28 protein-coding genes are annotated in these 26733 nt (G+C 41.7%); 8 read left to right on the top strand and 20 right to left on the bottom strand.

The annotated features are described in order from the left end of the window. Positions 1–36 precede the first annotated feature (36 nt). The 13 genes from C6344_RS01790 to ggt all read right to left on the bottom strand — a co-directional run bounded on the left by C6344_RS01790 (position 37) and on the right by ggt (position 13448). Positions 37–993, bottom strand: a complete 957-nt coding sequence (locus tag C6344_RS01790) for a sugar-binding transcriptional regulator (RefSeq protein ID WP_034663059.1) — start codon at positions 991–993, stop codon at positions 37–39. Between the two features lie 93 nt (positions 994–1086). Then, positions 1087–1872, bottom strand: coding sequence for an SDR family NAD(P)-dependent oxidoreductase (locus tag C6344_RS01785; RefSeq protein WP_066031001.1), 786 nt, complete (start codon positions 1870–1872; stop codon positions 1087–1089). After that, positions 1850–2551, bottom strand: a complete 702-nt coding sequence (locus tag C6344_RS01780; protein ID WP_223250447.1) for an SDR family NAD(P)-dependent oxidoreductase — start codon at positions 2549–2551, stop codon at positions 1850–1852. Before C6344_RS01780 ends, C6344_RS01785 begins: the two co-directional genes overlap by 23 nt. Before the next feature lie 25 nt (positions 2552–2576). After that, on the bottom strand, positions 2577–3959 hold the full coding sequence (gene lpdA / locus C6344_RS01775; protein WP_106072673.1) for a dihydrolipoyl dehydrogenase: 1383 nt from the start codon (positions 3957–3959) through the stop codon (positions 2577–2579). Positions 3960–3971: 12 nt separating this feature from the next. Continuing rightward, complete coding sequence (locus tag C6344_RS01770) at positions 3972–5294, bottom strand: dihydrolipoamide acetyltransferase family protein (RefSeq protein ID WP_106047693.1); 1323 nt, start codon at positions 5292–5294, stop codon at positions 3972–3974. 17 nt (positions 5295–5311) lie between these two features. After that, positions 5312–6292: an alpha-ketoacid dehydrogenase subunit beta gene (locus C6344_RS01765; RefSeq protein WP_034620051.1), complete on the bottom strand. Its 981-nt coding sequence runs from the start codon at positions 6290–6292 to the stop codon at positions 5312–5314. A 31-nt stretch (positions 6293–6323) separates the two neighbouring features. Continuing rightward, entirely contained in the window at positions 6324–7307 is a 984-nt protein-coding gene (locus C6344_RS01760; protein ID WP_106047692.1) for a thiamine pyrophosphate-dependent dehydrogenase E1 component subunit alpha, read from the bottom strand. Positions 7308–7487: 180 nt separating this feature from the next. After that, positions 7488–8519 carry an alcohol dehydrogenase catalytic domain-containing protein gene (locus C6344_RS01755; protein WP_106047691.1) on the bottom strand — a complete coding sequence of 344 codons (1032 nt, stop codon included), beginning with the start codon at positions 8517–8519 and terminating at the stop codon, positions 7488–7490. Continuing rightward, the gene (locus C6344_RS01750) at positions 8516–8962 is read right to left on the bottom strand and encodes a hypothetical protein (RefSeq protein WP_003211419.1); all 447 of its coding nucleotides are present in this window, start codon (positions 8960–8962) and stop codon (positions 8516–8518) included. The genes C6344_RS01755 and C6344_RS01750 overlap by 4 nt, the downstream gene beginning before the upstream one ends. Before the next feature lie 61 nt (positions 8963–9023). Then, on the bottom strand, positions 9024–9302 hold the full coding sequence (locus tag C6344_RS01745) for a PTS sugar transporter subunit IIB (protein ID WP_003212259.1): 279 nt from the start codon (positions 9300–9302) through the stop codon (positions 9024–9026). Between the two features lie 19 nt (positions 9303–9321). Next, on the bottom strand, positions 9322–10695 hold the full coding sequence (locus tag C6344_RS01740) for a PTS galactitol transporter subunit IIC (RefSeq protein ID WP_060596069.1): 1374 nt from the start codon (positions 10693–10695) through the stop codon (positions 9322–9324). A gap of 54 nt (positions 10696–10749) precedes the next feature. After that, complete coding sequence (locus C6344_RS01735; RefSeq protein ID WP_060596068.1) at positions 10750–11217, bottom strand: PTS sugar transporter subunit IIA; 468 nt, start codon at positions 11215–11217, stop codon at positions 10750–10752. Between the two features lie 479 nt (positions 11218–11696). Continuing rightward, positions 11697–13448 (bottom strand): gamma-glutamyltransferase, encoded by a 1752-nt coding sequence (ggt, locus tag C6344_RS01730; RefSeq protein ID WP_106072672.1) that lies wholly within the window; start codon positions 13446–13448, stop codon positions 11697–11699. Between the two features lie 227 nt (positions 13449–13675). Between ggt and C6344_RS01725 the strand changes: the two genes are divergently transcribed. The 5 genes from C6344_RS01725 (at position 13676) to C6344_RS01705 (ending at position 17034) form a co-directional block, all read left to right on the top strand. Beyond that, complete coding sequence (locus tag C6344_RS01725) at positions 13676–14134, top strand: ASCH domain-containing protein (protein ID WP_060596067.1); 459 nt, start codon at positions 13676–13678, stop codon at positions 14132–14134. A 206-nt stretch (positions 14135–14340) separates the two neighbouring features. Next, a complete protein-coding gene (locus tag C6344_RS01720; protein WP_003212390.1) occupies positions 14341–14958 on the top strand; it encodes a DUF47 domain-containing protein in 618 nt (205 codons plus the stop codon). Between the two features lie 15 nt (positions 14959–14973). Then, entirely contained in the window at positions 14974–15972 is a 999-nt protein-coding gene (locus C6344_RS01715; RefSeq protein ID WP_034663089.1) for an inorganic phosphate transporter, read from the top strand. A gap of 146 nt (positions 15973–16118) precedes the next feature. Beyond that, the gene (locus tag C6344_RS01710) at positions 16119–16889 is read left to right on the top strand and encodes a type II toxin-antitoxin system SpoIISA family toxin (RefSeq protein ID WP_003211137.1); all 771 of its coding nucleotides are present in this window, start codon (positions 16119–16121) and stop codon (positions 16887–16889) included. Further along, positions 16843–17034, top strand: coding sequence for a type II toxin-antitoxin system SpoIISB family antitoxin (locus tag C6344_RS01705; RefSeq protein ID WP_411265992.1), 192 nt, complete (start codon positions 16843–16845; stop codon positions 17032–17034). Before C6344_RS01710 ends, C6344_RS01705 begins: the two co-directional genes overlap by 47 nt. Before the next feature lie 220 nt (positions 17035–17254). Here C6344_RS01705 and C6344_RS01700 read toward each other — a convergent pair whose 3' ends face one another. Then, positions 17255–18154 (bottom strand): N-acetylmuramoyl-L-alanine amidase, encoded by a 900-nt coding sequence (locus C6344_RS01700; protein ID WP_060596066.1) that lies wholly within the window; start codon positions 18152–18154, stop codon positions 17255–17257. Positions 18155–18464: 310 nt separating this feature from the next. Here C6344_RS01700 and C6344_RS01695 point away from each other — a divergent pair, with 310 nt between their 5' ends. Continuing rightward, the gene (locus C6344_RS01695) at positions 18465–19013 is read left to right on the top strand and encodes an ImmA/IrrE family metallo-endopeptidase (RefSeq protein ID WP_060596065.1); all 549 of its coding nucleotides are present in this window, start codon (positions 18465–18467) and stop codon (positions 19011–19013) included. A gap of 24 nt (positions 19014–19037) precedes the next feature. Here C6344_RS01695 and C6344_RS01690 read toward each other — a convergent pair whose 3' ends face one another. Next, positions 19038–19661 carry a poly-gamma-glutamate hydrolase family protein gene (locus C6344_RS01690; RefSeq protein ID WP_034663100.1) on the bottom strand — a complete coding sequence of 208 codons (624 nt, stop codon included), beginning with the start codon at positions 19659–19661 and terminating at the stop codon, positions 19038–19040. Between the two features lie 247 nt (positions 19662–19908). On the opposite strand from C6344_RS01690, the gene C6344_RS01685 reads away from it, so the two are divergent. Beyond that, on the top strand, positions 19909–20280 hold the full coding sequence (locus C6344_RS01685; RefSeq protein ID WP_034663103.1) for a DUF5412 domain-containing protein: 372 nt from the start codon (positions 19909–19911) through the stop codon (positions 20278–20280). A 36-nt stretch (positions 20281–20316) separates the two neighbouring features. On the opposite strand, the gene C6344_RS01680 is transcribed toward C6344_RS01685, so the two are convergent. Next, positions 20317–21141, bottom strand: coding sequence for a methyl-accepting chemotaxis protein (locus C6344_RS01680; RefSeq protein WP_106036716.1), 825 nt, complete (start codon positions 21139–21141; stop codon positions 20317–20319). 331 nt (positions 21142–21472) lie between these two features. Between C6344_RS01680 and C6344_RS01675 the strand changes: the two genes are divergently transcribed. Then, positions 21473–21610 (top strand): hypothetical protein, encoded by a 138-nt coding sequence (locus C6344_RS01675; protein WP_189288326.1) that lies wholly within the window; start codon positions 21473–21475, stop codon positions 21608–21610. A 32-nt stretch (positions 21611–21642) separates the two neighbouring features. Here the strand turns inward: C6344_RS01675 and hag (C6344_RS01670) are convergent, their stop codons facing one another. The 4 genes from hag (C6344_RS01670) to alr all read right to left on the bottom strand — a co-directional run bounded on the left by hag (C6344_RS01670) (position 21643) and on the right by alr (position 26706). Continuing rightward, a complete protein-coding gene (hag, locus tag C6344_RS01670) occupies positions 21643–22464 on the bottom strand; it encodes a flagellin Hag (RefSeq protein WP_044141245.1) in 822 nt (273 codons plus the stop codon). 290 nt (positions 22465–22754) lie between these two features. Then, entirely contained in the window at positions 22755–23645 is an 891-nt protein-coding gene (gene hag / locus C6344_RS01665) for a flagellin Hag (protein ID WP_106031532.1), read from the bottom strand. A 231-nt stretch (positions 23646–23876) separates the two neighbouring features. Then, on the bottom strand, positions 23877–25406 hold the full coding sequence (locus C6344_RS01660) for a Kelch repeat-containing protein (protein WP_106072671.1): 1530 nt from the start codon (positions 25404–25406) through the stop codon (positions 23877–23879). A gap of 118 nt (positions 25407–25524) precedes the next feature. Then, positions 25525–26706 carry an alanine racemase gene (gene alr, locus C6344_RS01655; RefSeq protein ID WP_106071554.1) on the bottom strand — a complete coding sequence of 394 codons (1182 nt, stop codon included), beginning with the start codon at positions 26704–26706 and terminating at the stop codon, positions 25525–25527. Between the last annotated feature and the right edge of the window lie 27 nt (positions 26707–26733).

The following is a 26733-nucleotide window of genomic DNA, read 5'->3' as shown; positions in this document are numbered from 1 at the left end:
TTGCTCTTTTTATACAATACGATTGCTATCAGCCGTTTATTGGACGGAAGCTTCCTTTAAAATGGCTGCCGCCGTTAGTTCGTCTGTCACCAGCACTTGTATGAAGCCGCCATTTAAAGCCCCTAAAATACTTTCAGCTTTATGGGTTCCTTCTACAACAGCGATGACCGTTTTGACACTCTTTAACTGCTCCAGTGATAAACCAATGACCTTTTGGTTCAGTTCATCTTGGACAGGTTTGCCTTGACCGTCAAAGAAACGAAAGCCAATATCACCAACAGCCCCTGATTGCCTTAAACCAGATAAATCCTCTTCCTTTAAGTAACCAACTGTTTTTAACGTTGAACCTTTATGCGGGTTGCCAATACCGATGAGGGCAATATCTACATTTCTACCTTCTTCAAGCACAGCTTCTATATCCTGCATTGCCATAAGCCGCTCTTTTAATTCTTCTGTTTCTAAAATCGCCGGGGCATATAAATAGGAACACGTGCCATTCATTTTCTTTGCCAGCTCATATGCCAGCTGATTGGCATGAATGTCGACTGCCTGCCTGCCCATTCCGCCCTCTAATGGAATGACCTTCACATCGTTTCTTCGCTCAAACGGGTATTCCTTTACAAGCTCAGCCAGTGTGGTTCCCCATGAAATGCCGATTTTCTCCGCATCTTTCATGTTTTTAGATAGATAATAGGCGCCTGCTTGACCGACTGCCCGTTTCACCATCTCAGACATTGTCCCGACACTTGGGACAACGACAGCATCTGTTAATTGAAATGTTGTTTCTAGCTGCTTTTCCAGCTCCACCGTATGAATACTTTCGTCCTTAATGTACACCTCAACGATTCCCACATCTTTTGCTTTTTGTAAGAGCTTTGAAATGACTGGTCTTGAGACATTGAGCTTTTTTGCGATTTCCTGCTGCGTCCACCCGTCTGTATAATAAAGATGAGCAACTTTGACGAGCTGTCGTCTTTCTTCCCAATTCAGCATGTGACATCATCCTTTTAATATACTATGATTCCCAGTATACCAAACATTCGTTTCTAATTGGAACAATTGTTACGAAAATGACAAAAAGAGCGATTACCTCTTCGCTCTTTTTCCCTCCGTATATTTTGGCTGATACGTTCTCCCGCCGTCTAGCAGGATAATTTGTCCGTGCAAATAGCTTCCCTCGTCACTTGTGAGAAATAAAGTGAGTCCTGCGATATCCTCAGGTCTTCCTAATCTCCCAACAGGTATAAGCGATTGCAGCTGCTTTTTCTCCTCCTCAGTAGGATAGAGCGTATCAAGCATTTGAGATTCAATCACACGGGGTGCAATCACATTGATACGCACCTGGTGTGCCCCTAATTCCTTTACAAGCGAACGCATCAGGCCAAAAGCACCTGCTTTTGAGGCGTAATACTGAATTCCGCCGCCTGAGCCAGTTATAGCAGATCCTGATCCAATCATGACAATGCTTCCTTCTTGCCGCTCACATATATAAGGTGCTGACGCTTTGATGCAATAATAAAGACCATACAAGTTCACAGCCAGTGTCTTTTTCCAAAGTGAAAAATCGACTTCTAAAAAAGGAAGTGATTTTGTCATCCCTGCTGAATACACAAGATGAGCAATGCCGCCTAGCTCCCTTTCAGCTGCTGAGATCATCTGCTGAACACTTTCCCACGATGAAACGTCAGCTTGAAATGTCAGCAGCTCAGAGTGCTGTTTTTTTAAAAGTGAAAGTCCTTGTTCATCTATATCGGACACAGCCACTCTGTATCCTTCTTTTAAAAAACGCTCGGCAATTTCCTTTCCAATCCCTTGGGCACCGCCAACGATGAGAACTGGTTTTTGATCATTATCCAGCACTCTCACCCCCATCAAGCATAATCGCTGCACCATCTGTAAATGCGCCATATGATGTACTTAAAAAGACCGTCATATGGGCCACAGTCTCCTTGATTTGCTCTGTGTCAGAAACCAAATGGAGAGGAGGCGGCAATAGGGCGAGCACACGGATACCTTTGTCTTTAAATTCTCGCGCCAGCCCTTTTGTCATGGCATTCAGCATAGAATTCGATGTAGCATGTGAGATCCCGCCATCACCTGTAATACTGCCTGATGACGATATATTAATAATACAGCCTTGCTTCTGGTCCACCATGTGCCATACGGCGGCTTGACTGGAAAGAAAGACAGTATTCACAGCTGATTCCACTTCGTCCACCCATTTATCAGGGTGAGCGGCATCAAGCTCCGCTTCCGCTCCTTGCGCTGCTTGATTGACCAAAATATCTAGTTTCCCGCATGTATCGATCACTTGCCTCAGCATACGCGTGGCATCACGCGGTGTTTCTAGCGGGTTCATGATGATACTCGCCTGACCGCCCATTTTTTGAATGTCTTCATAAATGGATCTAGCCTTTGATTCATCATAAAATGTGTGTAAAAAAACATGTGCACCTGCCCGGGCTAAAGCCAGGCAGATGGCTTCTCCAAATCCATCTGTGCTACCTGTCACAAGTGCCGCTTTATGATGAAGCTGGACGTGCACATGCATCTCCTCCCTATCCCTTGTTTGGCATTTATTTTCTCAGCTTACTCACGATATCAAGAGCTGCTTCATAAAAACCTTCTGAGATGGTCGGATGCGGATGAATCATTTTCGCCATCTCTTCTGCTGTTCCTTCTAAATACATAAAGGAGGAAGCTTCTGAAATCATCTCTGTGACGTGCGGACCAACCATCGTCGCGCCGATTACTTCACCATATACTGTATCGTACACCAATTTAATAAAGCCTGATTGAACACCTGCCGCTAGCGCTTTACCGCTAGCCGCTAAATCAAATCGTTCTGTTTGTACGTGAAGCCCTTTGGCTTTTGCCTCTTTCTCCGTAAGACCGACACTTGCTACCTCTGGTAATGTATAAATACATCTAGGCATAATATCAGCATTCATTTTTTCATGCTCACCACAAATATTGCTGACTGCAACGGCTGCCTCTGCCATCGCCGCATGAGCCAGCTGATAGCCGCCAGCGACATCCCCAACTGCATATACACCCTCAGCACTTGTCTGCATCTGATCATTCACCTTGATAAACGGACCATCCAGTTGAAGATCAAGCTGGCTAACAGCTGATACATTCGGTCTTCTTCCAACGCAGACAAGCAGTCTTTCCGCCGTAAAGATGTGTGTCTCCCCTTTATCATCTGTTGCATGAACCGCTTTGACTCCTTCGCTTTCCGTTACCTCTGTCACAGTGGTTTTCTTCGCGATATGGATGCCCTTTTTCTTCAATTCTCTTTCTAGCAGCTTAGATGCTTCTTCATCCTCTTGCGGAATAATGGACGGTGCTGCTTCAATAATGGTGACTTTTGATTGAAGACTCTGGAAAATACATGCAAGCTCAAGCCCAATGACACCTCCGCCAATGATGACGACAGAAGCTGGGATATCTGAGATGTCAAAGATCGTATCACTTGTATCAAATTGAATGTCTCTAAGCCCCGGTATTGGCGGAATGGCCGGTGTAGATCCGGTGGCAATGATCAGTTCTTTCGTTTCAATCGATTGTGATCCACCTTGTTTTTCAATCTCAATCCGATGCTTTGTCACAGCTGTGCCTCTGCCATTATACACATCAATCTTTCCTTGCTTTAATAAAAAGGCGATTCCGCCTCTGAGCTTTTCAATGACGTCATCTTTGCGCTTTCTCATTTTATCGAAGGAAAGGATCATGTCACCTGTTTCGATTCCCCAGCTTTTCGCCTTTTCAATGGATTCAATCACTTCTGCATGTTTCAGCAGGGTCTTTGAAGGGATACAGCCTCGATTTAAACAAGTACCGCCTAAAAAATCCTCTTCAATCAAAGCAACCTTCCGTCCGCGCTCAGCTGCTTGAAGGGCGGCAGTATACCCGCCAGGTCCTCCGCCAATGACTGTCAGATCATACGTTTTCGTCATCCGATTCATCTCCTACATTAGCAATTCAAATGGTTGTTCAAGCACTTTTTTAAGGTCTGTTAAAAAGGCAGCCGCTGGTGCGCCATCTACGACTCGGTGATCAAACGATAAACTGACACCCATCATTGGCCGCACCTGAATCTCTCCATCTACCACAACAGGTTTATCTTGAATGCGTCCTACACCTAAAATTGCCACTTCTGGCTGATTAATAATCGGGGTAAAAGTATCAATGGCATACATGCCTAAGTTACTAATCGTAAAAGTGGACCCTTTCAGCTGGTCTGGCAGCAGTTTTTGATCACGTGCGTTTTTGCCAATTTCTTTCGCTTCTTTTGTCAGTTGTTTTAATCCTTTTTGATTCGCATGAGAAATGACTGGTACCATCAAGCCGTCTTTCACCGCAACAGCGAGACCAATGTGTACATCTTCATGGAAATGGAGCTCATTTTGTTCAAATGTCATATTGATATGCGGGTGGCGCGTGAGTACATGGCTGACCGCATGAATGATGATTTCTGTAAACGACAATCGGTAGCCTGTCTCTTTTTCAATCGCTGGTAGTAGCTGCTGACGCACTTCTTTTGCTTTCGTCATATCAATTTCACTTGTTAATGTGACGTGCGGTGCTGTAAAGGCACTTTGTGACATGCGATCAGCAATCACTTTTCTCATCCCAGCTAGTTTTTGTGTTTTCACAGGCGAAGCCTCTGCTGTTTGTGCTGCTGCTTTTACATCACTCTTCATGATTTTGCCATGAGCGCCAGATCCAGAAACTGCTGCTAAATCGATTCCTTCACGAGCAGCGACTTTTTCTGCAAGCGGTGAGACGCGCTGGTCTTTCTCGCTAGAATGAACGACTGCCTCGACGTCCCGCTTTTGGACTCTGCCTTTTGGCCCTGTGCCAGATACCTCTTGAATCGCCACATGATGATCCTTTGCCGTTTTTCTCGCTGCGGGCGTGGCACGTACTTTTTCATCAGATGTTTTTGGGGCTTCAGTAGAACTGGATGAAGCTGTGTCTGGTGAAGACGATTCGCCGCTTTCTGAGGAATCTTCATCTGCCTGTGCTGGCGGCTCGCTTGGTACCTGTTCATTTGCCTCTCCGATATATCCAATGACAGCATTAACTGGAATTTGATCATCAGCTTCGTAGTATTTCTTTAGAAAAATGCCGTCATCATAGGCTTCCACCTCGATGTTGATCTTGTCTGTCATAATTTCAAAAAGAGGCTCACCGATTTCAACCGAATCTCCTTCTTCTTTAAACCATTGAAGCAAGGTTCCGATCTCCATCGTACTGCTTAGCTTCGGCATAAATATCTCTTTTGGCATGATCTTCTCCCCTTTATTTAAGAGCGTACAAGCTCTTTTGCTGCTTCAATAATATCTGGTACTTGTGGAATGACCGCTTTTTCCAGTGTCGGGTTGTATGGTATTGGGACTGCAAGACCGCCAAGTCGTTTAATCGGCGCATCTAAGTAGTCAAACGCTTCACTTTCCGCTATCATACTTGCAATCTCTCCGCCGTAGCCGCCTCGTTTGACCGCCTCATGAACCACGATACATTTACCTGTTTTCTTCACAGATTCGATTATGGTTTCTTCATCTAATGGGACGAGTGTTCTTGGATCAATGATTTCAACATCGATTCCCTCTGCTTCTAGTTCCTTCGCCGCTTCTAACGCTTTGTGTACCATAATCGCTGTTGCTACAATCGTGACGTCCTTCCCGCTTCTTTTCACATCAGCTTTCCCTAAAGGAATCGAATAAGGCTCTTCAGGCACTTCGCCGATTGTTTTATATAAAAGCTTATGCTCGTAGAAAATGACAGGGTTGTCATCATCCATTGCTGCTTTTAAAAGTCCTTTGGCATCATAAGCTGTTGAAGGCTGAACCACCTTTAGTCCCGGAATATGAGCCATCCACGCTTCTAAGCTTTGTGAATGCTGCGCTGCGGCACCCGTCCCTGATCCTGCTGGTGTTCTCACAACGAGCGGCACTTTTCCTTTTCCGCCAAACATGTATCGTGTTTTGGCCGCTTGGTTTACAAGCTGATCCATCGCGATTGTAATAAAGTCAGAGAATTGAAGTTCTAAAATCGGACGCATACCGGTCAAAGCCGCTCCGACTGCGCCTCCTGCGATGGCTGCCTCTGAGATCGGTGTATTACGTACACGCTCTGGACCGAATTCTTCAATCATGCCGCGCGTGACCCCAAAAGCGCCGCCATATACGCCGATATCCTCACCTAAAATGAATACATCTTGGTTCTCTCTCATTTCCTGACTCATAGCCTCTCGAACGGCTTCTAAATATGAAATCTCTCTCACTGTTGTTTTTGTCACGTGATTCCCCTCCTAATTAGGCGTATACATCCTCTAATAGTGTATCGATTGACGGTTCTTTACTGTTTTTGGCGAATTCAACAGACGCTTCAATTTCCTGTTTCGCTTCTTCCTGTAAAACCGCTGCCTGCTCTTCTGTCAAAACATTCAGTTCAATCAAGAGAGACTTAAAGCGTTTGATTCCGTCTTTTTGTCTCCACTCTGTTTCTTCTTCACGTGTACGGTATTTTTTCGCATCACTCTTAGAGTGACCCTTCCAGCGATACGTTTTTATTTCAATAAGTGATGGACCTTCTCCAGCTCTTGCGCGTCTGACTGCTTCATCTACTGTGTTCATAATCTCGACCATGTCATTTCCATCAATCGATTTTCCTGGTATTCCGTAGCTTTCTGCTCTTGTTGAAATGTCTTCAATGTTGATCATTTCTTTTACAGGGCCAGACATGCCGTACTGGTTGTTTTCACAAATGAACACAACAGGCAGATCCCAAATGGATGCAAGATTTAGCGCTTCGTGAAAGCTGCCTTCATTTGTGGCACCATCTCCGAAGAAACAAAGAACAACAAAGCCTTCCTGTTTCATTTTAGATGTAAGTGCCGCGCCTGTTGCCAGCGGGATACCGCCGCCAACGATTCCATTTGCGCCAAGGTTCCCTTTTTCTAAATCAGCAATATGCATCGAGCCGCCTTTTCCTTTGCAATAGCCAGTCTCACGTCCGAATAGTTCTGCCATCATTTTATTGACCTCTGCACCTTTTGCAATACAGTGACCATGTCCACGGTGTGTGCTGACGATCTTATCTTCATTCTTTAATACGGCAATCGATCCAACAGCTGACGCTTCCTGTCCGACACATAAGTGAGTGGTTCCATGGATAAGTCCTTTGGCAAAGAATTGATCGACCTTTTCATCAAAATATCTCACTAACCACATTTGTTTATATAAATCTGCTAATCTCTCATGACTAATCTGTTCAGGCAAAGTGATTTGTTTTTGCATTTCTTCTCTCCCCTTTACATTTGTTCTTATATGTTACATTTGTAATTATCATACGTTTAAGTATCATTGAAGTCAAGCAATTCTCTTTCATTTTTAAGCGTTTTCATTTTTTGTCAGAAAAAAGAGAAAGGCAAGCCCTTTTCTAAAGAACTTCTCTTTCTCTTCCAATCTCCCATGTTCTCATTCATCTGGATACATCATGATTTTGACACTTTCTCCTTCAGGGTGCCTTGCACATTCTATCGCCTGAAGCAGCCGACTTAACGGATAACGGTGCGTCACCATATTTTCTGTGTTGACTACTTTTGCCCTTAGAAGCTCAAGGGCTTCACGATAGTGATAAGGATGCGAGGAATAGGCTCCTACGACTTTCACTTCATCATGGAAAAACCGATCAGCCGGAATGGAGACGTTTCCCTTTGGAAAATGAGCAAACACTAAAATCGTTCCACCTCTCGCTACCGCTTGAAACGCTTCTTTTAAAAGCGCACTGCTCCCAACAGATATCATGACGAGGTCTGCTCCCTTTCCATTTGTTTCTCTCATGACCCGGTCTTCCACCGGCTCAGAGGCTGGATGAAAAGCAACATCTGCACCTAAATTTCTCGCTTGCAGCAGCCGGTTCTCATTCACATCCGTTATCATCACTTTTCCAGCCAAGTAATGTTTGGCGAGCTGTAGTTGGATACAGCCAATTTGCCCTGCTCCAAGGATCAGCACAGAATCTCCTGGATGAACAGGTGCTCGTTCAAACCCGTGGAGACAGCAGGCGACTGGCTCCACCATCGCCCCTTGCTCATATGAGACGTCATTCGGGAGCTTGCCCATTGTGTGCTTGACATGTAATGCAGGTACGCGGATATACTCTGAAAATCCGCCTGGATCTACATTAGTGGCTGAAAACTGCGGACACATTGTATAAAATCCCTTTTGACAAAAGTCACAGGTAAAGCAAGGTACATGGTGCGCAACATAAACCCTGTCTCCCGTTTTTATATTTGTCACATGCTTTCCGGTTTCAACAATATCACCAGCGATTTCGTGCCCTAGTACCGTTCCAGGAGGTACCGTCTCATGTGTTGCTTTGTAAATATCTGTGCCGCATAAACCGCAGGCACGCATTCTTAATAGCACTTCATCATCACCAATCGCAGGCCGGTTCCGCTCCTCATACCGAATGTTCTCTGAAGAATAAAAGACAGCTGATTTCATGTAGCTGCATCCTCCTTTTCATCACCCTTCGCAAAATCCTGCAACGTTTGCACAAGCTGCTTGTACTCACTCATCTCACTGGATATCCAGTAACGTCCTCCGAATATGCGCGATGGGCCCACCCTGACATAGACTTTCCCGATATGAGGATACGGCTTGATAAAAAGCTTTCCTTTAATATCAGAGACCGCATATGTGTGCCATCTGCCAAAAGCTCCGATTTTCAGCTTATCTTCACTAATGATGACGTTTGTCGGCTGGTTCAGTCCAGTAATACTAGAAAGCATGAGGATAGGCAGCGTATAAACGCCTAACACAGCTAACGGCTCAGGTCCTGCTGACATTAACGTATAAAGAGACCAGAGGAAAAACAGACAGATGAGCACGGCTGGAAGAAAAATAGACAACACTGCAGACGTTCGGCTATAAGCATGATGCTGCATGAGACGTCCTCCTTTCAGGTAAATGGAAGGAGCCGCGAAAGCTCCTCAATGGAATGAGTGTTTACTTAATATGATCTATGATTTTTTCAATATCATCTTCAATGCCAAATCCGGTTAAAAAGGATAATGTTTGAATCACAGGCGTTCCTTTTGTGTCACTCACTGGCGTGGTCGTCACGATTAAATCGGCGCCCTCCGCTTTTTGCGGGACTTCAGATGCCTTACACTGTTCCACCACGACATCATATCCTTTTTCCTTTAACGTCTCTTCGACCTTCTTTGCAACAACCGTCGATGTGGCAACTGCCGTTCCGCATGAAACCAATATTTTCTTTGCCATGAGAATCCCTCCAGCTCGTTTATTGTTCTTTCTGATCTAAGCCCATTTCTTTCGCATACTGCTTTTTAATATCATTTCGCACCCAGTACCATAGAAGCGCATAAGCCAGAGCACAGATGATGGCTGCAATAAAGTACGGGTTGCTCGGATCAAGAAGTCTCACCATGATCCAAGGAATGACGTGGGAACCAAGGTCAATACCTGAAATCATGTTGGCCCCTTCTGGGAAATCAAAGCCGACTGCTTTCCCCATTGTTGTCGCAAGCGGTGCGAGATTCGTTGCGATAAAGAAGACAATCATCAATGTAAAAATGCTGTTAATAAGACCGCGAATAATATTTCCACGAGCGGCTGCTACTGCCCAAACAACTGTAAATGGAAGAACCGATAAGTCTGCAAACGGGAGCATGCCATTGTAAGGCAGAACGACAGCAAGTAAAATCGTAATCGGCACCATGAGAAGGGCTACCGCCATATTCGCCGGATGACCAATCACAATCGCTGTATCTAAACCAATATAGACATTTTTCCCAGGGAAACGCTTTTGAATATAAGAACGAGCGCCCTCAGAGATTGGAATAAGACCTTCCATTAATAACGCAACCATTCTTGGCATTAGTACAAGAACTGCTGCCATTTGAATACCAAGCGTCATGACGCCTTTCGCATCATAGCCGCCTAGAAGACCAATAATGATACCAAGTATGAGACCCATCACAAGCGGTTCGCCAAAAATGCCAAAACGTTTCTTCAATGTTTCTGGATCAGCATGAATTTTGTTTAAGCCAGGGATCTTGTCAATGATACGGTTGGACGCATACATAAGCGGCGCGAAGTTGACCGTTTCAGCATGAGCCATCGATACGCCTTTTAATCCAAAATGGTGTTCGATTGTCGGTGCCGTCCAATCGGCTAATTTAAGCGTGATAGCAGAGACGATTAAACCAACAGCGAGGGCCAAGAACATATTATGATAAGCGTAGTAAGTCACGGAGGCTGCGAAAATCAAATGCCAGAAGTTCCAAATATCCACATTCAGCGTTTTCGTAAAGTTAACGGACAATAAGATGACATTTAACAAAAGCACAAGAGGAATCATCAAAGGGGCAACGGGTGTACCAAAGGATATAGCAGCTCCAATCGGCCATCCAACATCCAAAATATCGAGCTTTAGCCCAAGGGAATTAACCATGGCTTTTGCTGCTGGCCCAAGGCCGCTCACAAGCAAATTAATGACAAGGTTGACGCCGACAAATCCAATTCCGATCGTAATACCGGCTCGGAAGGATTTCTTAAAGCCTTGCCTTAAAATCATACCGAAAATCGTCATAATAATCGGAAGCATAATAGTTGGCCCAAGGTCTAATATAAAATCGACAACTTGCTTGATCATACATCCACCTCCTGGATTTCTCAGATAAAGCGCTTATATTATTTTTGTGAAAGGCTATTGGTTTAATTCTTGCTCAAGCACGGCAACCGCTTCTTCATACGATGTCATGTGAGACAGCCTCGTCATCACCTCTTCTTTTCTAAAAAGTGTCATGAGCTTCTCTAACATCACGAGCTGCTTACTAGGTTCAGAGATTGCTAGGACGAACACAATTTTGGCTAGCACAGTTTCATCAGGGCTCCCCATCTTGTGAAAGATAACAGGTTCCTTTAAAGTGGCTACACTAATCGCAGGTTTGTTCACATGCTCAGGATCTGTATGTGGAATTGCTACCCCAAAGGTCGCAAGTGGAAGGCCCGTAGGATATGTTTTTTCTCTTTCAAGTACCGCTGGTAAAAAGCTCGACTTAATATATCCTCCCGCTTCTAATCGCTCCGCTAAATATGTGGTCACCTCCTCTCTCGAAGATGCATCGTACTGCAGCTTGATCAGCTGTTCATCTAACTCAAACAAGTTGTTCAAACAACCACCCCTTTCATTTGGCATAAATATGAACACATGTAACAAAAAGAAAGAACATTTTGGAATAGAACCTTTTATAAAGCGCTTACAAATATAATTACCGAAAAATGTTCAATGTTGTTACCTTTGTAAAGATATTATAATATTCTAAATTATAAGTCAATGTTCCTAGGAAAAATTTTATGAAAAAAGATGCAGTCTTTTTTCCATCTTTCTTCAACTATGCTCTACTTCTTATTAAATGTGACTTCCTCTCTCTAAAAGCTCATGTACTTGCTCTTTGATGTCAGCAACAACCTTGTCATTCATACGCAAAAAAGGCCCTTAGCCATTGAAATACATCACAGTCCTGTACTTCAAATGGCCAAGAGCCTTCGGTTGTCTGATCAGCTATGTATGATTCAAACTATCTCAGTTTTCCTTATATTTAGACAAAAAAGAAACGCCATAAGAGGCGCTTCTTTTCCCGGGAAATGTTCTTATTGGGCAGAGAGCTTTAAATTGACGCCAACAGCAGTCCCGTTTCTCGAGGAGTCAGCCACTCCAGTAAAGGTTCCTGCTTTTCGATCAATGAGTAGAGCTTGAACATTTCCTATATCAATAGGCGAGTTGCCAAAACGATGCCCCATATTATTAAGCTTTGTTCTCACATCGAGAGGGACACCTACTTCATAACGATAAGAAGTTGGGCTGTTTGTATAAATCCTTGGTTCTTCAACTGCATCCTGAAGCTCCATGTCATATTCAAGCAAATTCAATATGGTTTGTGAAACAGAAGCAATGATGGTCGTTCCTCCCGGTGAACCTACTGTCATGACAGGCTCGTTATCTTTAAATATGATGGTCGGTGTCATACTGGATAATGGACGTTTATTCGGCTGAACTTCATTTGCTCCGCCAGGTCTTGCATCAAAATCTGTTAGTTCATTGTTTAAGAAAAATCCATATTCCGGGACGAGAATCCCTGTACCAAATAACTGTTCAATGGTTGTTGTGAATGACACAACATTTCCCCACTGATCGGCAACAGTAAAATGTGTGGTCTCACCAATGGTTTTATCTTCTGGCTGCGGGACAATAGGGGATGGGGTTTTTTCATCCTCATACGCCCATGGATCTCCTTCTTTCGGGTTACGATTCATTTGATCTAATTCAATAAGAGAGGCTCTTTCTGAAATGTAATCATCGTCTAATAGTCCTTTTAGTGGAACATCTACGAATTCGGGGTCGCCGGCATATGCAGCACGGTCAGCATAGGAGAGATGCATCGTTTCAGCAAGCAGCTGATATTTTTCGAATGATTTGGGGTCATATTGAGATAGGTTAAAGTGATCAAGTATTTTGAGCATTTGCAGCATAAACACCCCGCCTGAGCTTGGTGGAGGCATACTTGCAAGCTGATATCCTTTATAGTCTCCCCAGATAGGCTTGTCAGTCTTGACCTCATAACGATCAATGTCATCAGTTGTCATCGTTCCGCCAAAATCTTGGACTGTATTTGCAAGTGCCTTTGCTACTTTTCCTTCATAAAATGCTTTGCTTCCTTTTTTCGCAATGAGCTTAAATGTTTTTGCAAGACCTGGCTGAACTAGGAGGTCCCCTTCTTTGAGCGGCTGATCATCTGGAAGAAAGATTGGCGCTGCGGCCGTTTTTTTCAATTTTCCTTGATGATCATCAATGGCTTTTGCCAGGACAGAATCGATTTCAAATCCATCCTCTGCAAGCTGAATGGAAGGCTTAATCAATTCCTTCATCGAGCGGGTCCCCCACCTATCTAATGCCGCCTCAAGACCTTTTACAGTCCCTGGAACACCAACAGCATTACCGTGTGTAGATCGCTCAGCGAACGGGATGACTTCCCCCTCATCTGTTAAAAACATGTCTGGTGTTGCGCCTTGTGGTGCTCTTTCTCGACTATTGATGATGGATGTTTCTTTAGTCTTCCCATCATAAACCATCATAAATCCTCCGCCGCCAATTCCAGACATCATTGGCTCTGTCACATTCAGTGCGTACTGGATGGCAACAGCAGCGTCAACAGCGTTTCCACCTTTCTTTAAAACATCTGCCCCCACTTCTGATGCGAGCGGATGGGCAGTAGCCACCATGCCATCTTTCCCAACAGCTACTTTATTCCCATGAGTTTCGGTTGCAGTGACCTGACTGACAGGCAGAAAAAACGAGAAAACCAGCAGACATATGGACAAAATAGTTAAAGAAATGCGTTTCATACACAACACCCCTTCCATATTCTTACTTTGACCATACCGACTTCTTGACCAGAATACAATAGATTATTCTAAAATTTCTAAAATTTTCATTCTATCATCCTATATTCATCAAATATAAAGCGGATTTTCAAAACATATGACATACTTACTCAGTAGGGATAAAGACACTATACTTCCATGTATTTGATTTCACGGTATAATAAACACATCACAAAGGGGGAAGAATGATGAATCAGAAAAGCACCTTATTTTGGGAAACATATTGGGAAGAAAAATCAGAAAGTGCACCAATTGACGCGTCTGTTTCCGCTTGGGCATTTGGAGCAGACCCAGATCATTTGCTTGACCTTGTTCTGCGAGGGAAAAAAACAGCGACTTGTTCTGGACACCTTTTTTACGAAAAGGAACAGGAGCCGCTTCCAAAGGCAGGACAATATGCGGTCATTTTGGACAGCCATGACGAACCAAAAGCCATCATAGAGATCACGCATGTAGATGTCATGCCAATGAATGAGGTTCCAGAATCATTTGCACAAGCAGAAGGTGAAGGCGATCTTTCATATAACTATTGGTACAGAGCCCATCAAGAATTTTTTACAGAAGCACTCAAACCGTACGGATTAGAATTTAAAGAAGACATGCTCCTTGTTTGCGAGCGATTTAAACTTGTTTATTCAGCTTCTTAAGCTTTAAGCGGCGCCAAAAATGGACCGCTTTTTTCATTTCTTTTCTCCTTTCTGAAAAAGGTGTGTTGAGAACACATCTTTAGGTCAGAATAAGATCAAATAGAAAAAGTGAAGAAATTTTCGACTACACCTGTTTTTTTTCGACAAAAGAATATATAATTATTTGATGTGTGCATTGTCTCATTTATACAATGGAGGGTTTTTACATGTTAAAAAGGAAAAAAGACAAGTTTTCCGTCTTGTTAACGGAAATTGCTAAAAATTTAGATGAAACTGCTGAGTATTTTGTTAGCTATAAAGTAACAAATCAAACCACTCTGAAAGAATTTTCTGACACATTGAAGGAATATGAGACAAAAGGTGATAATCATGTTCATACTATGATTAAAGAGCTGAACAAAGCCTTTATTACACCGATTGAACGTGAAGACATTCTTCAATTGACGAATAGCCTCGACGATGTTTTAGATGGAATTGAGCATTTTTCAGCGACAATGGAAATTTATTCAATGACAAGCTCTGACGAACATATCGACAAATTCAGCCACTACATCAGAGAATGTGCAAAGGAAATTTTAATTACAATTGATTTACTGGCTGAAAATCGCTTAAAAGATATTCAACCACACGCAATCAAAATCAAAGAGATCGAGCATAATTGTGACAATCTTTATCGTAAATCACTAAAGAACTTGTTTGGAAAAGAGACTGATCCAATCAAGGTCATTCAATACAAAGAAATTTACGAAACACTTGAAGAAATCGCTGATTCCTGTCAAAGTGTTGCCAACAATCTAGAAACAATCATTATGAAGAATGCGTAACGGGGTTAGTTAAACATGGACACATTACTCATCCTTACCATATTTATTGTCATTTGTGCACTTGCTTTTGATTTCATCAACGGATTTCACGATACAGCAAATGCCATTGCCACTTCGGTTTCAACAAAGGCGTTAAAGCCTAGACATGCTATTATTATGGCAGCGTTCATGAACTTCTTAGGAGCAATGACATTTACAGGTGTGGCAAAGTCCATCACAAAAGACATCGCAGATCCTTTTACACTTCAAAACGGTTCTGTTGTCATTTTGGCTGCTTTAATTGCGGCCATTACTTGGAACTTGCTTACTTGGTATTACGGGATTCCGAGTAGTTCTTCACATGCACTGATCGGATCAATTGCAGGAGCTGTTATTGCCTCTGCTGGTTTTGGCGCTTTAAACTATTCGGGATTCATTAAAATCATTCAAGCACTATTGCTTTCACCTATCCTAGCTTTCGTATTGGGATATATCGTGTATACCATTATCAAATTTGTATTCAGAAACAACAATCTCGCAAAAACAAATAAACAATTCCGACGTGTTCAAATTTTAACTGCTGCACTGCAATCGTATACCCACGGAACAAACGATGCGCAAAAAGCGATGGGAATTATTACGATGGCTTTAATTGCAGGTAATTTGCATACAACAGACGACATTCCTTTCTGGGTACAATTCTCTTGTGCGCTTGCAATGGGACTAGGTACTTCTATTGGCGGCTGGAAGATTATTAAAACAGTCGGCGGTAAAATTATGAAAATTCGTCCAGTAAACGGAGTATCTGCCGATTTAACGGGTGCAGCGATTATCTTCGGTGCGACATTTATTCACTTACCTGTTAGTACCACTCACGTGATCTCATCTTCTATTCTAGGTGTAGGTTCTGCACACAGAGTAAAAGGAGTAAACTGGGGTACGGCAAAACGCATGCTTGTCACTTGGGTGATCACATTACCGATTTCAGGAACTCTAGGGGCTCTTATATACTTTGTGTTAAATGCGATTATCTAATATCAAAGACCTGTCTGACAGGTCTTTTTTTATTTGCCCGCACACTTCAACACCTTGTTCCTACAAGCCATTTTTTCATGAAGCAGGGTTTCCAATCATATCCATAGAAATAAATAAGTATCCATCTGTCTATGGGAGAGAAGAACATGCTATTATTTTTTCAATTGACCGTGTGGTTATTGCTAGGTGCCCTTGCTGTATATGTATTTGCCGTATGGCGTTTTGAACAAAAAGTAAAAGAAAAGATGTTTGCCATTCGTAAAACGTGGTATTGGATTTATGTAGCTGGTGCTGTTGTGTACTGGACAAATGACCCTTCTTCAATCTTCACCGATTGGATGCACTACTTGATTATTGCTGTTTTTTTTGCATTAACCGATGCATTCATCTTTCTCAGCTCCTATATTAAAAAACTCGGAAATCACGAACTGGAAACCGACACCCACCAACTCCTAGAACAAAATAACGATCTACTTCATTCTTACCTCAACAAACTAAAAACGTACCAATACCTATTGAAAAACGAACCGATCCATGTATATTATGGAAGTGTAGAGGCATATATAGAGGGAATTGAACGGCTCATTTATTCTTTTGCCGACAAGATGAATATTCAAGCGGTTCTTTGTCCATACGATACGCAGGAACAAAAAGATGACCTGCTGCGGACACTTGACCAGCGAGCTCTTATTCAGGCGAAGCTTGACAGGCAGGAAGTCTATTACGATGATTTCGGCAAATTGGTGCTCATCCCGTTTTCTGTAGCAGATGATCACTTCGTCATTAAGCTTACCTCTGATGACATTGTCACTGAGTTCGACTATTTATTAATGACGTCACTTACAACAATTTATGACCTAATCTTGCCTGATGAAGAGGAAGGTGATGAAGATGGACCACGCACTTCAAGGGGATAACAACAATCGCAAGAAAAACCCTTTTAAGATTTTAAAGAAAAAGCAACATATCAGTATGGCGGATTACAAGGTAAGTCCCCATACAGAGCGTATTTTTAAAAAGAATGAACAGCTATTGGATGAGTATAAAAATAAAAGGGCTTGATTACACTAAAGGACGCGGAACAAAATCCGCGTCCTGCTTCCATTTTTACATAGACTTGCATACAATAATCTATACGTTGCAACGATTGAGGTGCCAATAAATGAAAAAGAAAATCAAACAATTGAGATATGTTCAGTTTGCTGAATATAAGTCGTCGCCTTATATGCGTCGATTAAATGAGCAAAGTGAAGCAGTCATCCAATCATACAAACAGAAACACTCACTTACTTAACAGCTTCAGAAGTTTTTCCTTCGTTTTAGGTCCGTATACTCCATCACTTGTCAGACCATTTACCAGCTGAAAACGCGCTACGGCGTTCGCCGTTTTTTCTCCGTAAACTCCGTCTATTCCTTTATTTGCAGCTGCTTTATCAGGATAAAAATAAACAGCAGCAAGCGCCTGTTGGACGAGGCGTACGTGCTCTCCCTTTGTCAATGGAGACGTCACCTTTAAAACCCCATCTGGCAGCTCATACGTGCTCTTTGCATCGTTACGATAAATTTTGAGAACCTGTCCAATTTGAATCTTATTCGGATCACTAATGTCATTCCACTTCTGTAAATCTTGAACTGTGACCCCGTGAGCTTTCGCAATACTCGTTAACGTATCTCCGCTTTTAACGACATACGTGATGACCGGCTCCGGATCTTCTGCCGTTTCAATCCCTTTTTTAAATTCATCCCATGTAGAAAGAAGCTGGCGTGGACATGCTTTTCCAGACCAGTACTGATGTGTGACCACGTTTGCTAGCGGAATGTGATGTTCTTTTAATAGCTTTTGAATAAGCCATTGTGCATGTTTGACCGCTTGCTGAAAATTTCCATCTTCATTCTCACAAATTTCAATTCCGATCGACTTCCGGTTACCATTCCCATGTCCATCCCCTGCATGCCAGCCATTTTCATTTAACGGCAGATGCTGAAAGATTTCATGATCATCCACTGTAAAATGCCAGCTCACCTCTGTCGCTGGGCGTTTTACATAGGCCGCATGACTTTTCGCATCCGCTCCCTTTGACGTGTTTGCTGTGTTATGCACCGTCACATACTCCGGTGTCATCGCATATCCTGGGCGGTTTCCGTTTCCAACTGGAATAAAATCTTGATAAATTTGTACCATGTTCTGCACTCCCTTTTGCTAGATTGAATTGATCTTTCTCATCAATCGGTGGCGTTCGTAAGACAATACTTGTTTGTTTTCATGAGAAGACTATGGTAAAATTTGAATTCAATCACTCTTTTTAGTAGTGGAAAGTGCAAAAATACAGAAAAAAACAGGAATTACTTCCATTTTTCCTTGAATTTATGTTAAAATTGTTAAAAATAAGCCGATATAAAAAGTAAGTAATAGCTCAATTAGCTATTTAGTCCTATATGGACTTTTCTTTTACGCCAAAAATAGAACATACGTTTGTATGGAGGTTTTTTAAATGACTGGTTTTTTAACCCATTTAGAAGAAGATATTAAGCGGTTATATGCTCAATTACAAATAAGCGGTCCTGCTTATAGAGAGATGCAAAGGATCGCTTCTGAATTTCATGTATGGGTCCACTACGAGGAGACTGGCAGCATGATGATCCAACATCAAGGTCTTTACAGTATTATATTAAACAGATCCCTATCACCTGAAGAACAATGGCAGGATTTTGCCCACGAGCTTTGTCATGTGCTAAAGCATACAGGCAATCATTTCAAAATGAACAAACTTTTTCGAGAACTGCAGGAGTTTCAGGCAAAACAATTCATGTATCACTTTTGTGTTCCAACCTTTATGCTGCTGCAAATGAAGCTTCCAACCCTTCGGCAGCAAGCCATTTTGCATATTGCTCAAACGTTTCACGTCACCAGAGCTTTTGCTGAAAAGCGGCTTGCCTTATTCGAACAGCGAAAAGCAGGCATTCGCTTTCAACAGGAGTTTACGTCTTATTTAATGAAAGCAGAAAAGGTCGCAGAAAAAGAAGCTGTTTATCAAACGTAAATCATCACATAAAACGATAATAGTTTATTCATAAAGGGCTAATACTTGTTTGAGTACATTTGTGTACCGATAAAATTGTTCAGTTTGTGTATCACGCCGGTAGCGACGCCTAAAGTCTTGAAAAAATGCTCTTCTTTGCGCCTGACTAATTTCAAGTTGTACACTTTTTCCCGTCAGACATTGGTTATTAATATTATCAGGATGTGTTCCAGAAAAACGATCAGATTCAGATAGAAGCAATGCGTGAAAGCCATTTAGCGTTAAACGTTTCACAGTTTCTGCCGCTCTTTCTCTGTCCGTACCTCCCACTAACGTTTGAAGCACCTCTGTTTCTCCGTAACCATGGAGTGCAAACGTATAATGATGGGTATGCACCTGTGAAAGGCAAACCGGCTCATCAAAACGTGTACTTGTAATATGAAGAACATGATTGCCTTTTACTTTAAGGCCTTCAAATAAATACATAGAATAATCACTAGATATTTCATGAATGAGCTCACTCACGCCGGATTCAATTCCTCCGGCATGAGGCGACAAAACCAGAAGCTGGTCACCTTTCCGCTCGTGAAGAATTCGATAATCAATTCCTATTCTTTCATGAGCGGAAAGCTCTTCATAACTTTGATACGTATCGATGATTTGTCTCATGTCATCTGCCCCATTTCTCTATATGAGCATAAGTCTACTGATCCCTTATTCTTTTGTAAAGAGGTTTCGAATCAAATACACCACTTGAATTCTTCCTTAAATTTTCCTTACATTTACGGCTTTCTGTTGAATTTTGAGAAAAAATGACCGATAATTGAAACGAATAGAACTTTTGGACTATATGAATCTTTTTGTATTCTCTCTCATAAATTAGAAATATTGTGATCTACATCTGGAGGAATTTTTCATGTTAAAAAAGAAAACCACCCTCATCCTTATCATCTTACTCCTTAGCTTCGCTGGCATTATTTATTGGAAATGCTTCTCTCTTCAAGGCGTGTCTCACGGAACATTCATCCGCTCGATGTCATCACCTGACGGAATGTACATCATCAACACCTATCAGCATAGCGGAGGAAAGCTAAAGGAAAACGCAGTTAGAGCAGAAATTGAAAACAAACTGACCCACCGTAAGAAGACGATTTACTGGAAATACCCTGACAAAGACCCTCTCATCAAATGGAAAAACGGACAGCTTGTTCAAATTGGACATGAGTTTTTAAATGTCGTGAAGGGCGACACGTATGATTATCGCTTTGATCAGAACAAGAGAAAATAGCGCATCAAAAAAACGAATCCCTCTTGGATTCGTTTTTTACGTTGACATCACATGCTGCATGAATTCTTTCATTTCTTTACTTACGATCGTCAATCGTTCCACAATTTCGCTAAACTCCGTCACAAGTAAAGCCTGTTCAGATGAAGAACCTTTCATATGGCCCATACTCTCAAGTAATGTATGTATATTGGAGGAAATCCCTTGCAATGAGCTTTCGATGTTTTCTGTTGCACGTGAAGTTTCACTTGAAAGCTTTTGAACCTCACTTGCTACAACACTAAAACCAGCTCCCTCTTTTCCTGCCCTGGCCGCTTCAATTGACGCATTCAATCCTAGCAAACTCGTTTGTTTCGAGATGCCTTTAATCATTTTTGTAATATCGGCTGTTTGTTTCGAGCTTTCTAGTGTTTGCTGCGTTTGTAAGGTCATCTCCTCACTTGTAGCAGAAAGCTCCTCTGAATGTGCCGCCACCACGTGCACCTTTTCTTGAATACTTTGAATGATGTCATTTAATGACTCCATATATGCTTCAAGCTCTATTTGATTTTTGAGCGGAAATCCTAAAGCGAGGGCACCAATCACTTGCCCATTTTCATCATAAATTGGCAATCCCATTGCATTTAATGGTACTCCATACACTGATTCAGGTACAAACATACTTGATGTCTCACCTCTCAGCGCTTTTTTCATATTCAGATCATCTGCTTTAATATGTTCACCAGCTCGAATTTGAAAATCAACATCTTTCGATGGCAAATACAGCAAAAATTTCTCTCGGTCAATGATACCCATCGTCACTTCATTTTTTAAAATCTGCATCATATAAGGTGCTGCTGTCACAATACTCTGTAGTATATCCAATTTCTCTACCCCCTTATGTTATTTATCGGTAGTCCTTCTTAAAATAATAGTTATTTTTTAAAAATAATGATGATGTTTAAAGTTATTTCTCATATGTACGAGTAAAAAGAAGGAGATTCCCTCTCTATATTCAACAAAACGCAAATTTGCTATAATTTAAGCATCAACATATGATGAAATGGTCATGTAATCATTTTGTATATTCATTGGAGGCGCATGTTGTGAGACAACCTATGACATATGAGCAGGCGATCGCCATTGGCGGCGGTATGACGGGAATGCTCGCTGCAAAAGTTTTATCAATGTTATCAACTTAGAACAGCTGCATGACATGATTCAATCCGACGCCTCTGGAGAAACTGCTGAATGGTGGAGTCAGTGGGATAAAGAGGATGATGAAGACAATCGAGCTTTTTTCCATGAAGCGGTTCCTGACTTTCGTTTGCAGCACTTACTTTCATTAGATTGAAACAAAAAAAGCCCCTTCATGGGGCTTTTTCATTAACGTAATAATTGAAGTACGTTTTGCGGCTGTTGGTTTGCTTGAGCTAGCATCGCTTGAGACGCTTGAGAAAGAATGTTGTTCTTTGTGAACTCACTCATTTCTTTCGCCATGTCCACGTCACGAATACGAGACTCAGCAGCTGTTAAGTTTTCAGCAGAAGCACCAAGGTTGTTGATTGTATGCTCTAGACGGTTTTGTACTGCACCAAGTGCTGAACGTTGTTTAGATACTGCGCCGATTGCTTCATCAATTTTTGCTACTTCGACGTCAAAGTCAAAACCATCTTCATTCACTTTAATATCTTTGACAGTCAAGGTTTCAGCGTCCATTTTGCCGATCTGTACGTTGATATTTTGCTCAATGTTTGCGCCAATTTGAAATTGGAATCCATCTTCTACGCTACCATCCAACAGATTCTTTCCGTTAAATGCTGTACGCTGTGAAATCCCATCAATTTCATCCACCAAAGCAGTGAGTTCTTCTTGAATCGCTGTTAAATCTTCTGTTTGTTGAGTACCAACGTTACCCGCTTGAACAGTTAGTTCACGCATACGTTGAAGAATCGCATGTGTTTCTGTTAATGCACCTTCAGCTGTTTGAATAAGAGAGATACCATCTTGTGCGTTTTTAGATGCCATTTCTAATCCGCGGATTTGTCCACGCATTTTTTCAGAGATTGCTAGACCTGCTGCGTCATCTCCTGCACGGTTGATGCGAAGACCAGAAGACAGCTTCTCCATGTTCTTTTGCCCTGCTCCATTGTTTGCAGACAAACGATTCAGCGTGTTAAGTGCTGCGATATTGTGGTTAATTCTCATTTCCTATTACCTCCATGTGTTTGAACCAATTGAACATCCTTGTCCAAAAGTTCTAAATTAGAATTTTTTTGTAAGCCTTACAATCCATTTATCGAACACTGATGGAATTTGTTTAACAAAAAAGGGATAAATAAGGAATAAGTCTCATTCATTATGATCGTTTCGCTAGAGTATGCCAAATTTAAAGGTCATTTTTCATGATTTATCAGAGGGATTTAAGAATCATAAGACTGGAGAAAATGAGAAGAAAAAAACAGCATAAAAAAAAGCCCCATAAAAGGGGCTCTTCATTAACGTAGTAATTGAAGTACGTTTTGTGGCTGTTGGTTCGCTTGTGCAAGCATTGCTTGTGAAGCTTGAGAAAGAATGTTGTTCTTTGTGAACTCACTCATTTCTTTCGCCATATCAACGTCACGGATACGAGACTCAGCAGCTGTTAAGTTTTCACCAGAAGCACCCAGGTTGTTGATTGTGTGCTCTAGACGGTTTTGTACTGCACCAAGTTTAGCACGTTGAGATGAAACTTTATTGATTGCATCGTCAACAATTTTCAATTGTGCATCGTAACCATCAGCTGCTACATCAGGTGCATTAGTAGCAAATTTAGTTACATCTAAAGAAGAAACATTTAAAGTATCACTTGTTCCTAGAGCATCAGCAGACATTGCTTCAATGTTAACTTTAATTTGTTGCGTAGCATTCGCACCAATTTGGAAGATTAAATCCTTTTGGTCTGCAGGAGTAGTTGTATTAACTGCATATTCTCCAGTTAGTAATTTTTTACCGTTAAATTCTGTACGGTTAGAAATGCCATCAATCTCTTCGATTAATGCATCCATTTCATCTTTAATAGCTGTTAAATCTTCAGTTTGCTGAGTTCCAGTGTTACCTGCTTGAACAGTTAGTTCACGCATACGTTGAAGGATTGCATGAGTTTCAGTCAATGCACCTTCAGCTGTTTGAATAAGAGAGATACCGTCTTGTGCGTTTTTAGAAGCCATTTCTAATCCGCGGATTTGTCCACGCATTTTTTCAGAGATTGCTAAACCTGCTGCGTCATCTCCTGCACGGTTGATTTTAAGACCAGAAGAAAGTTTCTCCATGTTCTTTTGGCTAGCACCGTTGTTTGCAGACAAACGGTTCAATGTGTTAAGTGCTGCGATATTGTGGTTAATTCTCATTTCCTATTACCTCCATGTATGTGGGACCTGACAGACGTCCTTGTCTGAAAAAAGTCCTTTATTCTAGGGCTTATCAACCCTGACAATTCTATTATCGGATGTTGTTATAGGATGTTTAGCAGATTTTTAAAAAAATATCGCATTTTTCTCATGACGTTAATCCTAATTTTAACAATCCTATAAAAACAAAAGCTGCTGATCTTTAATCAGCAGCTCTATCGTTTTATGATATCAGTATTGCTTGATATCAAACATTAAGATATTTGGATACACCACATAATCCTTCTTACTTGCGAAAGGACCTTTATTGTGTTCATCATTGATTTCATAGAAGTTCATCCCAATTCCAAAGCTTCTTTCTTTGTACCAATTTAGAAAATCATTAATCTCTTTCATTGAAAGCAAATAATCCTTTTGCAGCCCGTTTATCATGGTAATTGAAAGTATACCTTTTGTTGCTTCTTCACCAGGTTTTGTTCCATCCTGATCTTTTGGTTCTTCGGTTGACCCATCACCAGGCTTCGTTCCATCCTGATCTTTTGGTTCTTCGGTTGACCCATCACCAGGCTTCGTTCCATCCTGATCTTTCGGTTCTTCGGTTGACCCATCACCAGGCTTCGTTCCATCCTGATCTTTCGGTTCTTCTGTTGACCCATCACCAGGCTTTGTTCCATCCTGATCTTTTGGTTCTTCGGTTGACCCATCATCTGGTTTTGTTTCATCCTGATCCTTAGTGACTTTTTGCAGATCTTTTAATGGAATTGAGATAACAGATTTAAAAGTGTTTTTGACAGAATGACTACCAATTGACTCAGCATAATCTCTTCCACCAATGACATATAATTGATCATCAGTAATAACTGCTACAGATCCAACTCTACCTTCAGGAATTTCATATAAAGAATCTTGGACTTGTCTAGTTTGTGGATCAAATATCTGAACTTGTTTTAATAACTTACTTGATCTATCTCCAATTTGCTGACCGCCAATCAAAAATAATTTATGATTGTATGTCGCATAAGCAGCTTCATATGCAAAAGAATTTAACTGAACATCCTTTAACCGTTGCCACTTCCCTAGCGTCATATCATATTCTAATATATCTTTATCATTCGCTCGGCTAACGTTAGCCTCACCACCAGCAATATATAACTTTCCATTTATCTCTGAAATACTTCTACCCTGACGAGAAGCTAATTGAGAATTATCTAAACTTTCCCACTCTCCACTTACCGTATCATAGGAATAAAAATTTACTTGAGAGCTTGATAAAGATGCTACTATATAAATTTTTTCTCCAACTGTAACTGCTCTTAAGGAACCAGTTATATATGATGTATATATAAATTTCTCAGGCATCTTAATTGGTTCTTCTGTCCATTGATCTAGTTCTGTATCATAAACATCGATGGTTTTGTGAACTGTTTTAGTTGTATCAGTAAGGCCGCCAATGACATAGATTTTTTTACCTACTGTTGCGTAGGTAGCTCCTGTTCTTAATCTAGGCATACTTGTTTTTTCTGACCACAAATCAATTTTAGGATCATACATATATGTTGAATTGTTGAATTTAGACTGTTGACTTGCTCCACCGAATACATATATTTTCCCGTCAACTACTCCTACACTTGCTCCGATTCGCTCTTCAGGTAAGTCCGCTCGCTTCGTCCACCCATTTGTCTCAGCTGCATGAGCTTTTAACGGATGAATTGTGACCATCATAAAAATAGTCAAAAGCACTAAAAATAAACCTTTTTTCATCGTTTCTTTCCTCCATATCTTAAATATCCCTCCTTTTATCGACATATTTGTAATAAAATTTAATTTTTATCATTGTACACCAGAACAAATATCCTCAAATTGCACCTGTTATTTACTCTCACACATACATCACCGGCGTCGATATTTTAATAATCTTCCCGCCTCGACGATAAAACCTAGGAACGCGGCGGCTTAAGGTGGCGATGACTTCGTAGTTGATCGTATTGAGCATTTCGGCGATTTCATCGACAGAAATTTCTCCGTCCTTTTGACGGCCGTAAATGACCACTTCCTCGCCTTGCTTTGCTTTCATTTCTCCTAAACTGATCATCGTCATATCCATTGTGACTCGGCCAGCAATCGGCATTCGTTTTCCGCGGAAAAGCATAAATCCCCGATTTGATAAAGCACGTGAGTACCCATCTGCGTAACCGATCGGTATGGTGGCAATGATTTCATCAGGTTTTGCTACATACGTTGCACCATAGCTGACGGTCCTTGGCTCTGTCACCATTTCCTTCACGAACGCAATCCTTGCTTTTAAACTGAGAGCGGGCTCTAGCTGAACAGCGTCTAAGCTTTCAATGTATTGCGAAGGATACAGCCCATATAGCCCGATGCCTAGTCGAATCATATCGGCGCTAAATTCAGGAAACGCGATGGCAGCCGCTGTATTGTTCATATGTACGGTCGGCAGCTTAATTCCTTGTTTTTTCAAAAAACGAAGAAAATCAATAAAAATGCTGTGCTGCAGCTGCGTAAAATCAGGGTCAGGCTCATCTGCAGTGGAAAAATGCGTAAAAATCCCATCCCATCTAAGGTTTTCACTCTTTTCAAGGGCTTCCACCACTCTTAACAGCTCTTCCTTCGTTCGTACACCTAATCGCCCCATACCTGTGTCGACATTGACATGAATCCCAAGCCGACGCTGACTTTCTTCTTCCGCTAAGATCTCATTTGCTTGAACAATCCAGTCTTCACGAAGGCCTGAAAGGTCAATTCTCCAGGCTGCAGCCCTTTTCACACAGTCAAGCGGCGTAAATCCAAGGACCAGAATCGGTGCTTCAATTTTTGCTCTCCTCAATACAATGCCTTCTTCCAAGCTAGCAACTGCGAGCTCCGTCGCACCGCTCTCCAGTGCCTGCCGCGCTACCTCCACTGAACCGTGTCCATAAGCATTCGCCTTCACGACAGCCATGATCTTACTTTTCCTCGGAATATGCGCTTGAATGGCCCCGATATTTCTTTTAATCGCGTCAAGGTTGACTTCGATCCAAACTTCCCTGCATAGCTTTTTCATTTATTTTTCCTCCTCATCACATGAGAG

Origin of the sequence: Bacillus sp. GBSW19 (assembly GCF_002998655.1) — a bacterium.
Taxonomy (GTDB): Bacteria; Bacillota; Bacilli; order Bacillales; family Bacillaceae; genus Bacillus.
The sequence above is the reverse complement of the archived record's forward strand: the minus strand, read 5'-3'. Positions and strand labels throughout refer to the sequence as shown.

What these genes read in the sequence shown, in the direction of transcription:
- C6344_RS01790 (WP_034663059.1), bottom strand. Translation starts at nt 993, where the DNA reads ATGCTGAATTGGGAAGAAAGACGACAGCTCGTCAAAGTTGCTCATCTT.
- C6344_RS01785 (WP_066031001.1), bottom strand. Translation starts at nt 1,872, where the DNA reads ATGGGGGTGAGAGTGCTGGATAATGATCAAAAACCAGTTCTCATCGTT.
- C6344_RS01780 (WP_223250447.1), bottom strand. Translation starts at nt 2,551, where the DNA reads ATGCATGTGCACGTCCAGCTTCATCATAAAGCGGCACTTGTGACAGGT.
- lpdA (WP_106072673.1), bottom strand. Translation starts at nt 3,959, where the DNA reads ATGACGAAAACGTATGATCTGACAGTCATTGGCGGAGGACCTGGCGGG.
- C6344_RS01770 (WP_106047693.1), bottom strand. Translation starts at nt 5,294, where the DNA reads ATGCCAAAAGAGATATTTATGCCGAAGCTAAGCAGTACGATGGAGATC.
- C6344_RS01760 (WP_106047692.1), bottom strand. Translation starts at nt 7,307, where the DNA reads ATGCAAAAACAAATCACTTTGCCTGAACAGATTAGTCATGAGAGATTA.
- C6344_RS01755 (WP_106047691.1), bottom strand. Translation starts at nt 8,519, where the DNA reads ATGAAATCAGCTGTCTTTTATTCTTCAGAGAACATTCGGTATGAGGAG.
- C6344_RS01750 (WP_003211419.1), bottom strand. Translation starts at nt 8,962, where the DNA reads ATGCAGCATCATGCTTATAGCCGAACGTCTGCAGTGTTGTCTATTTTT.
- C6344_RS01745 (WP_003212259.1), bottom strand. Translation starts at nt 9,302, where the DNA reads ATGGCAAAGAAAATATTGGTTTCATGCGGAACGGCAGTTGCCACATCG.
- C6344_RS01740 (WP_060596069.1), bottom strand. Translation starts at nt 10,695, where the DNA reads ATGATCAAGCAAGTTGTCGATTTTATATTAGACCTTGGGCCAACTATT.
- ggt (WP_106072672.1), bottom strand. Translation starts at nt 13,448, where the DNA reads ATGAAACGCATTTCTTTAACTATTTTGTCCATATGTCTGCTGGTTTTC.
- C6344_RS01725 (WP_060596067.1), top strand. Translation starts at nt 13,676, where the DNA reads ATGAATCAGAAAAGCACCTTATTTTGGGAAACATATTGGGAAGAAAAA.
- C6344_RS01720 (WP_003212390.1), top strand. Translation starts at nt 14,341, where the DNA reads ATGTTAAAAAGGAAAAAAGACAAGTTTTCCGTCTTGTTAACGGAAATT.
- C6344_RS01715 (WP_034663089.1), top strand. Translation starts at nt 14,974, where the DNA reads ATGGACACATTACTCATCCTTACCATATTTATTGTCATTTGTGCACTT.
- C6344_RS01710 (WP_003211137.1), top strand. Translation starts at nt 16,119, where the DNA reads ATGCTATTATTTTTTCAATTGACCGTGTGGTTATTGCTAGGTGCCCTT.
- C6344_RS01705 (WP_411265992.1), top strand. Translation starts at nt 16,843, where the DNA reads ATGAAGAGGAAGGTGATGAAGATGGACCACGCACTTCAAGGGGATAAC.
- C6344_RS01700 (WP_060596066.1), bottom strand. Translation starts at nt 18,154, where the DNA reads ATGGTACAAATTTATCAAGATTTTATTCCAGTTGGAAACGGAAACCGC.
- C6344_RS01695 (WP_060596065.1), top strand. Translation starts at nt 18,465, where the DNA reads ATGACTGGTTTTTTAACCCATTTAGAAGAAGATATTAAGCGGTTATAT.
- C6344_RS01690 (WP_034663100.1), bottom strand. Translation starts at nt 19,661, where the DNA reads ATGAGACAAATCATCGATACGTATCAAAGTTATGAAGAGCTTTCCGCT.
- C6344_RS01685 (WP_034663103.1), top strand. Translation starts at nt 19,909, where the DNA reads ATGTTAAAAAAGAAAACCACCCTCATCCTTATCATCTTACTCCTTAGC.
- C6344_RS01675 (WP_189288326.1), top strand. Translation starts at nt 21,473, where the DNA reads ATGATTCAATCCGACGCCTCTGGAGAAACTGCTGAATGGTGGAGTCAG.
- hag (WP_044141245.1), bottom strand. Translation starts at nt 22,464, where the DNA reads ATGAGAATTAACCACAATATCGCAGCACTTAACACGCTGAATCGTTTG.
- hag (WP_106031532.1), bottom strand. Translation starts at nt 23,645, where the DNA reads ATGAGAATTAACCACAATATCGCAGCACTTAACACATTGAACCGTTTG.
- C6344_RS01660 (WP_106072671.1), bottom strand. Translation starts at nt 25,406, where the DNA reads ATGAAAAAAGGTTTATTTTTAGTGCTTTTGACTATTTTTATGATGGTC.
- alr (WP_106071554.1), bottom strand. Translation starts at nt 26,706, where the DNA reads ATGAAAAAGCTATGCAGGGAAGTTTGGATCGAAGTCAACCTTGACGCG.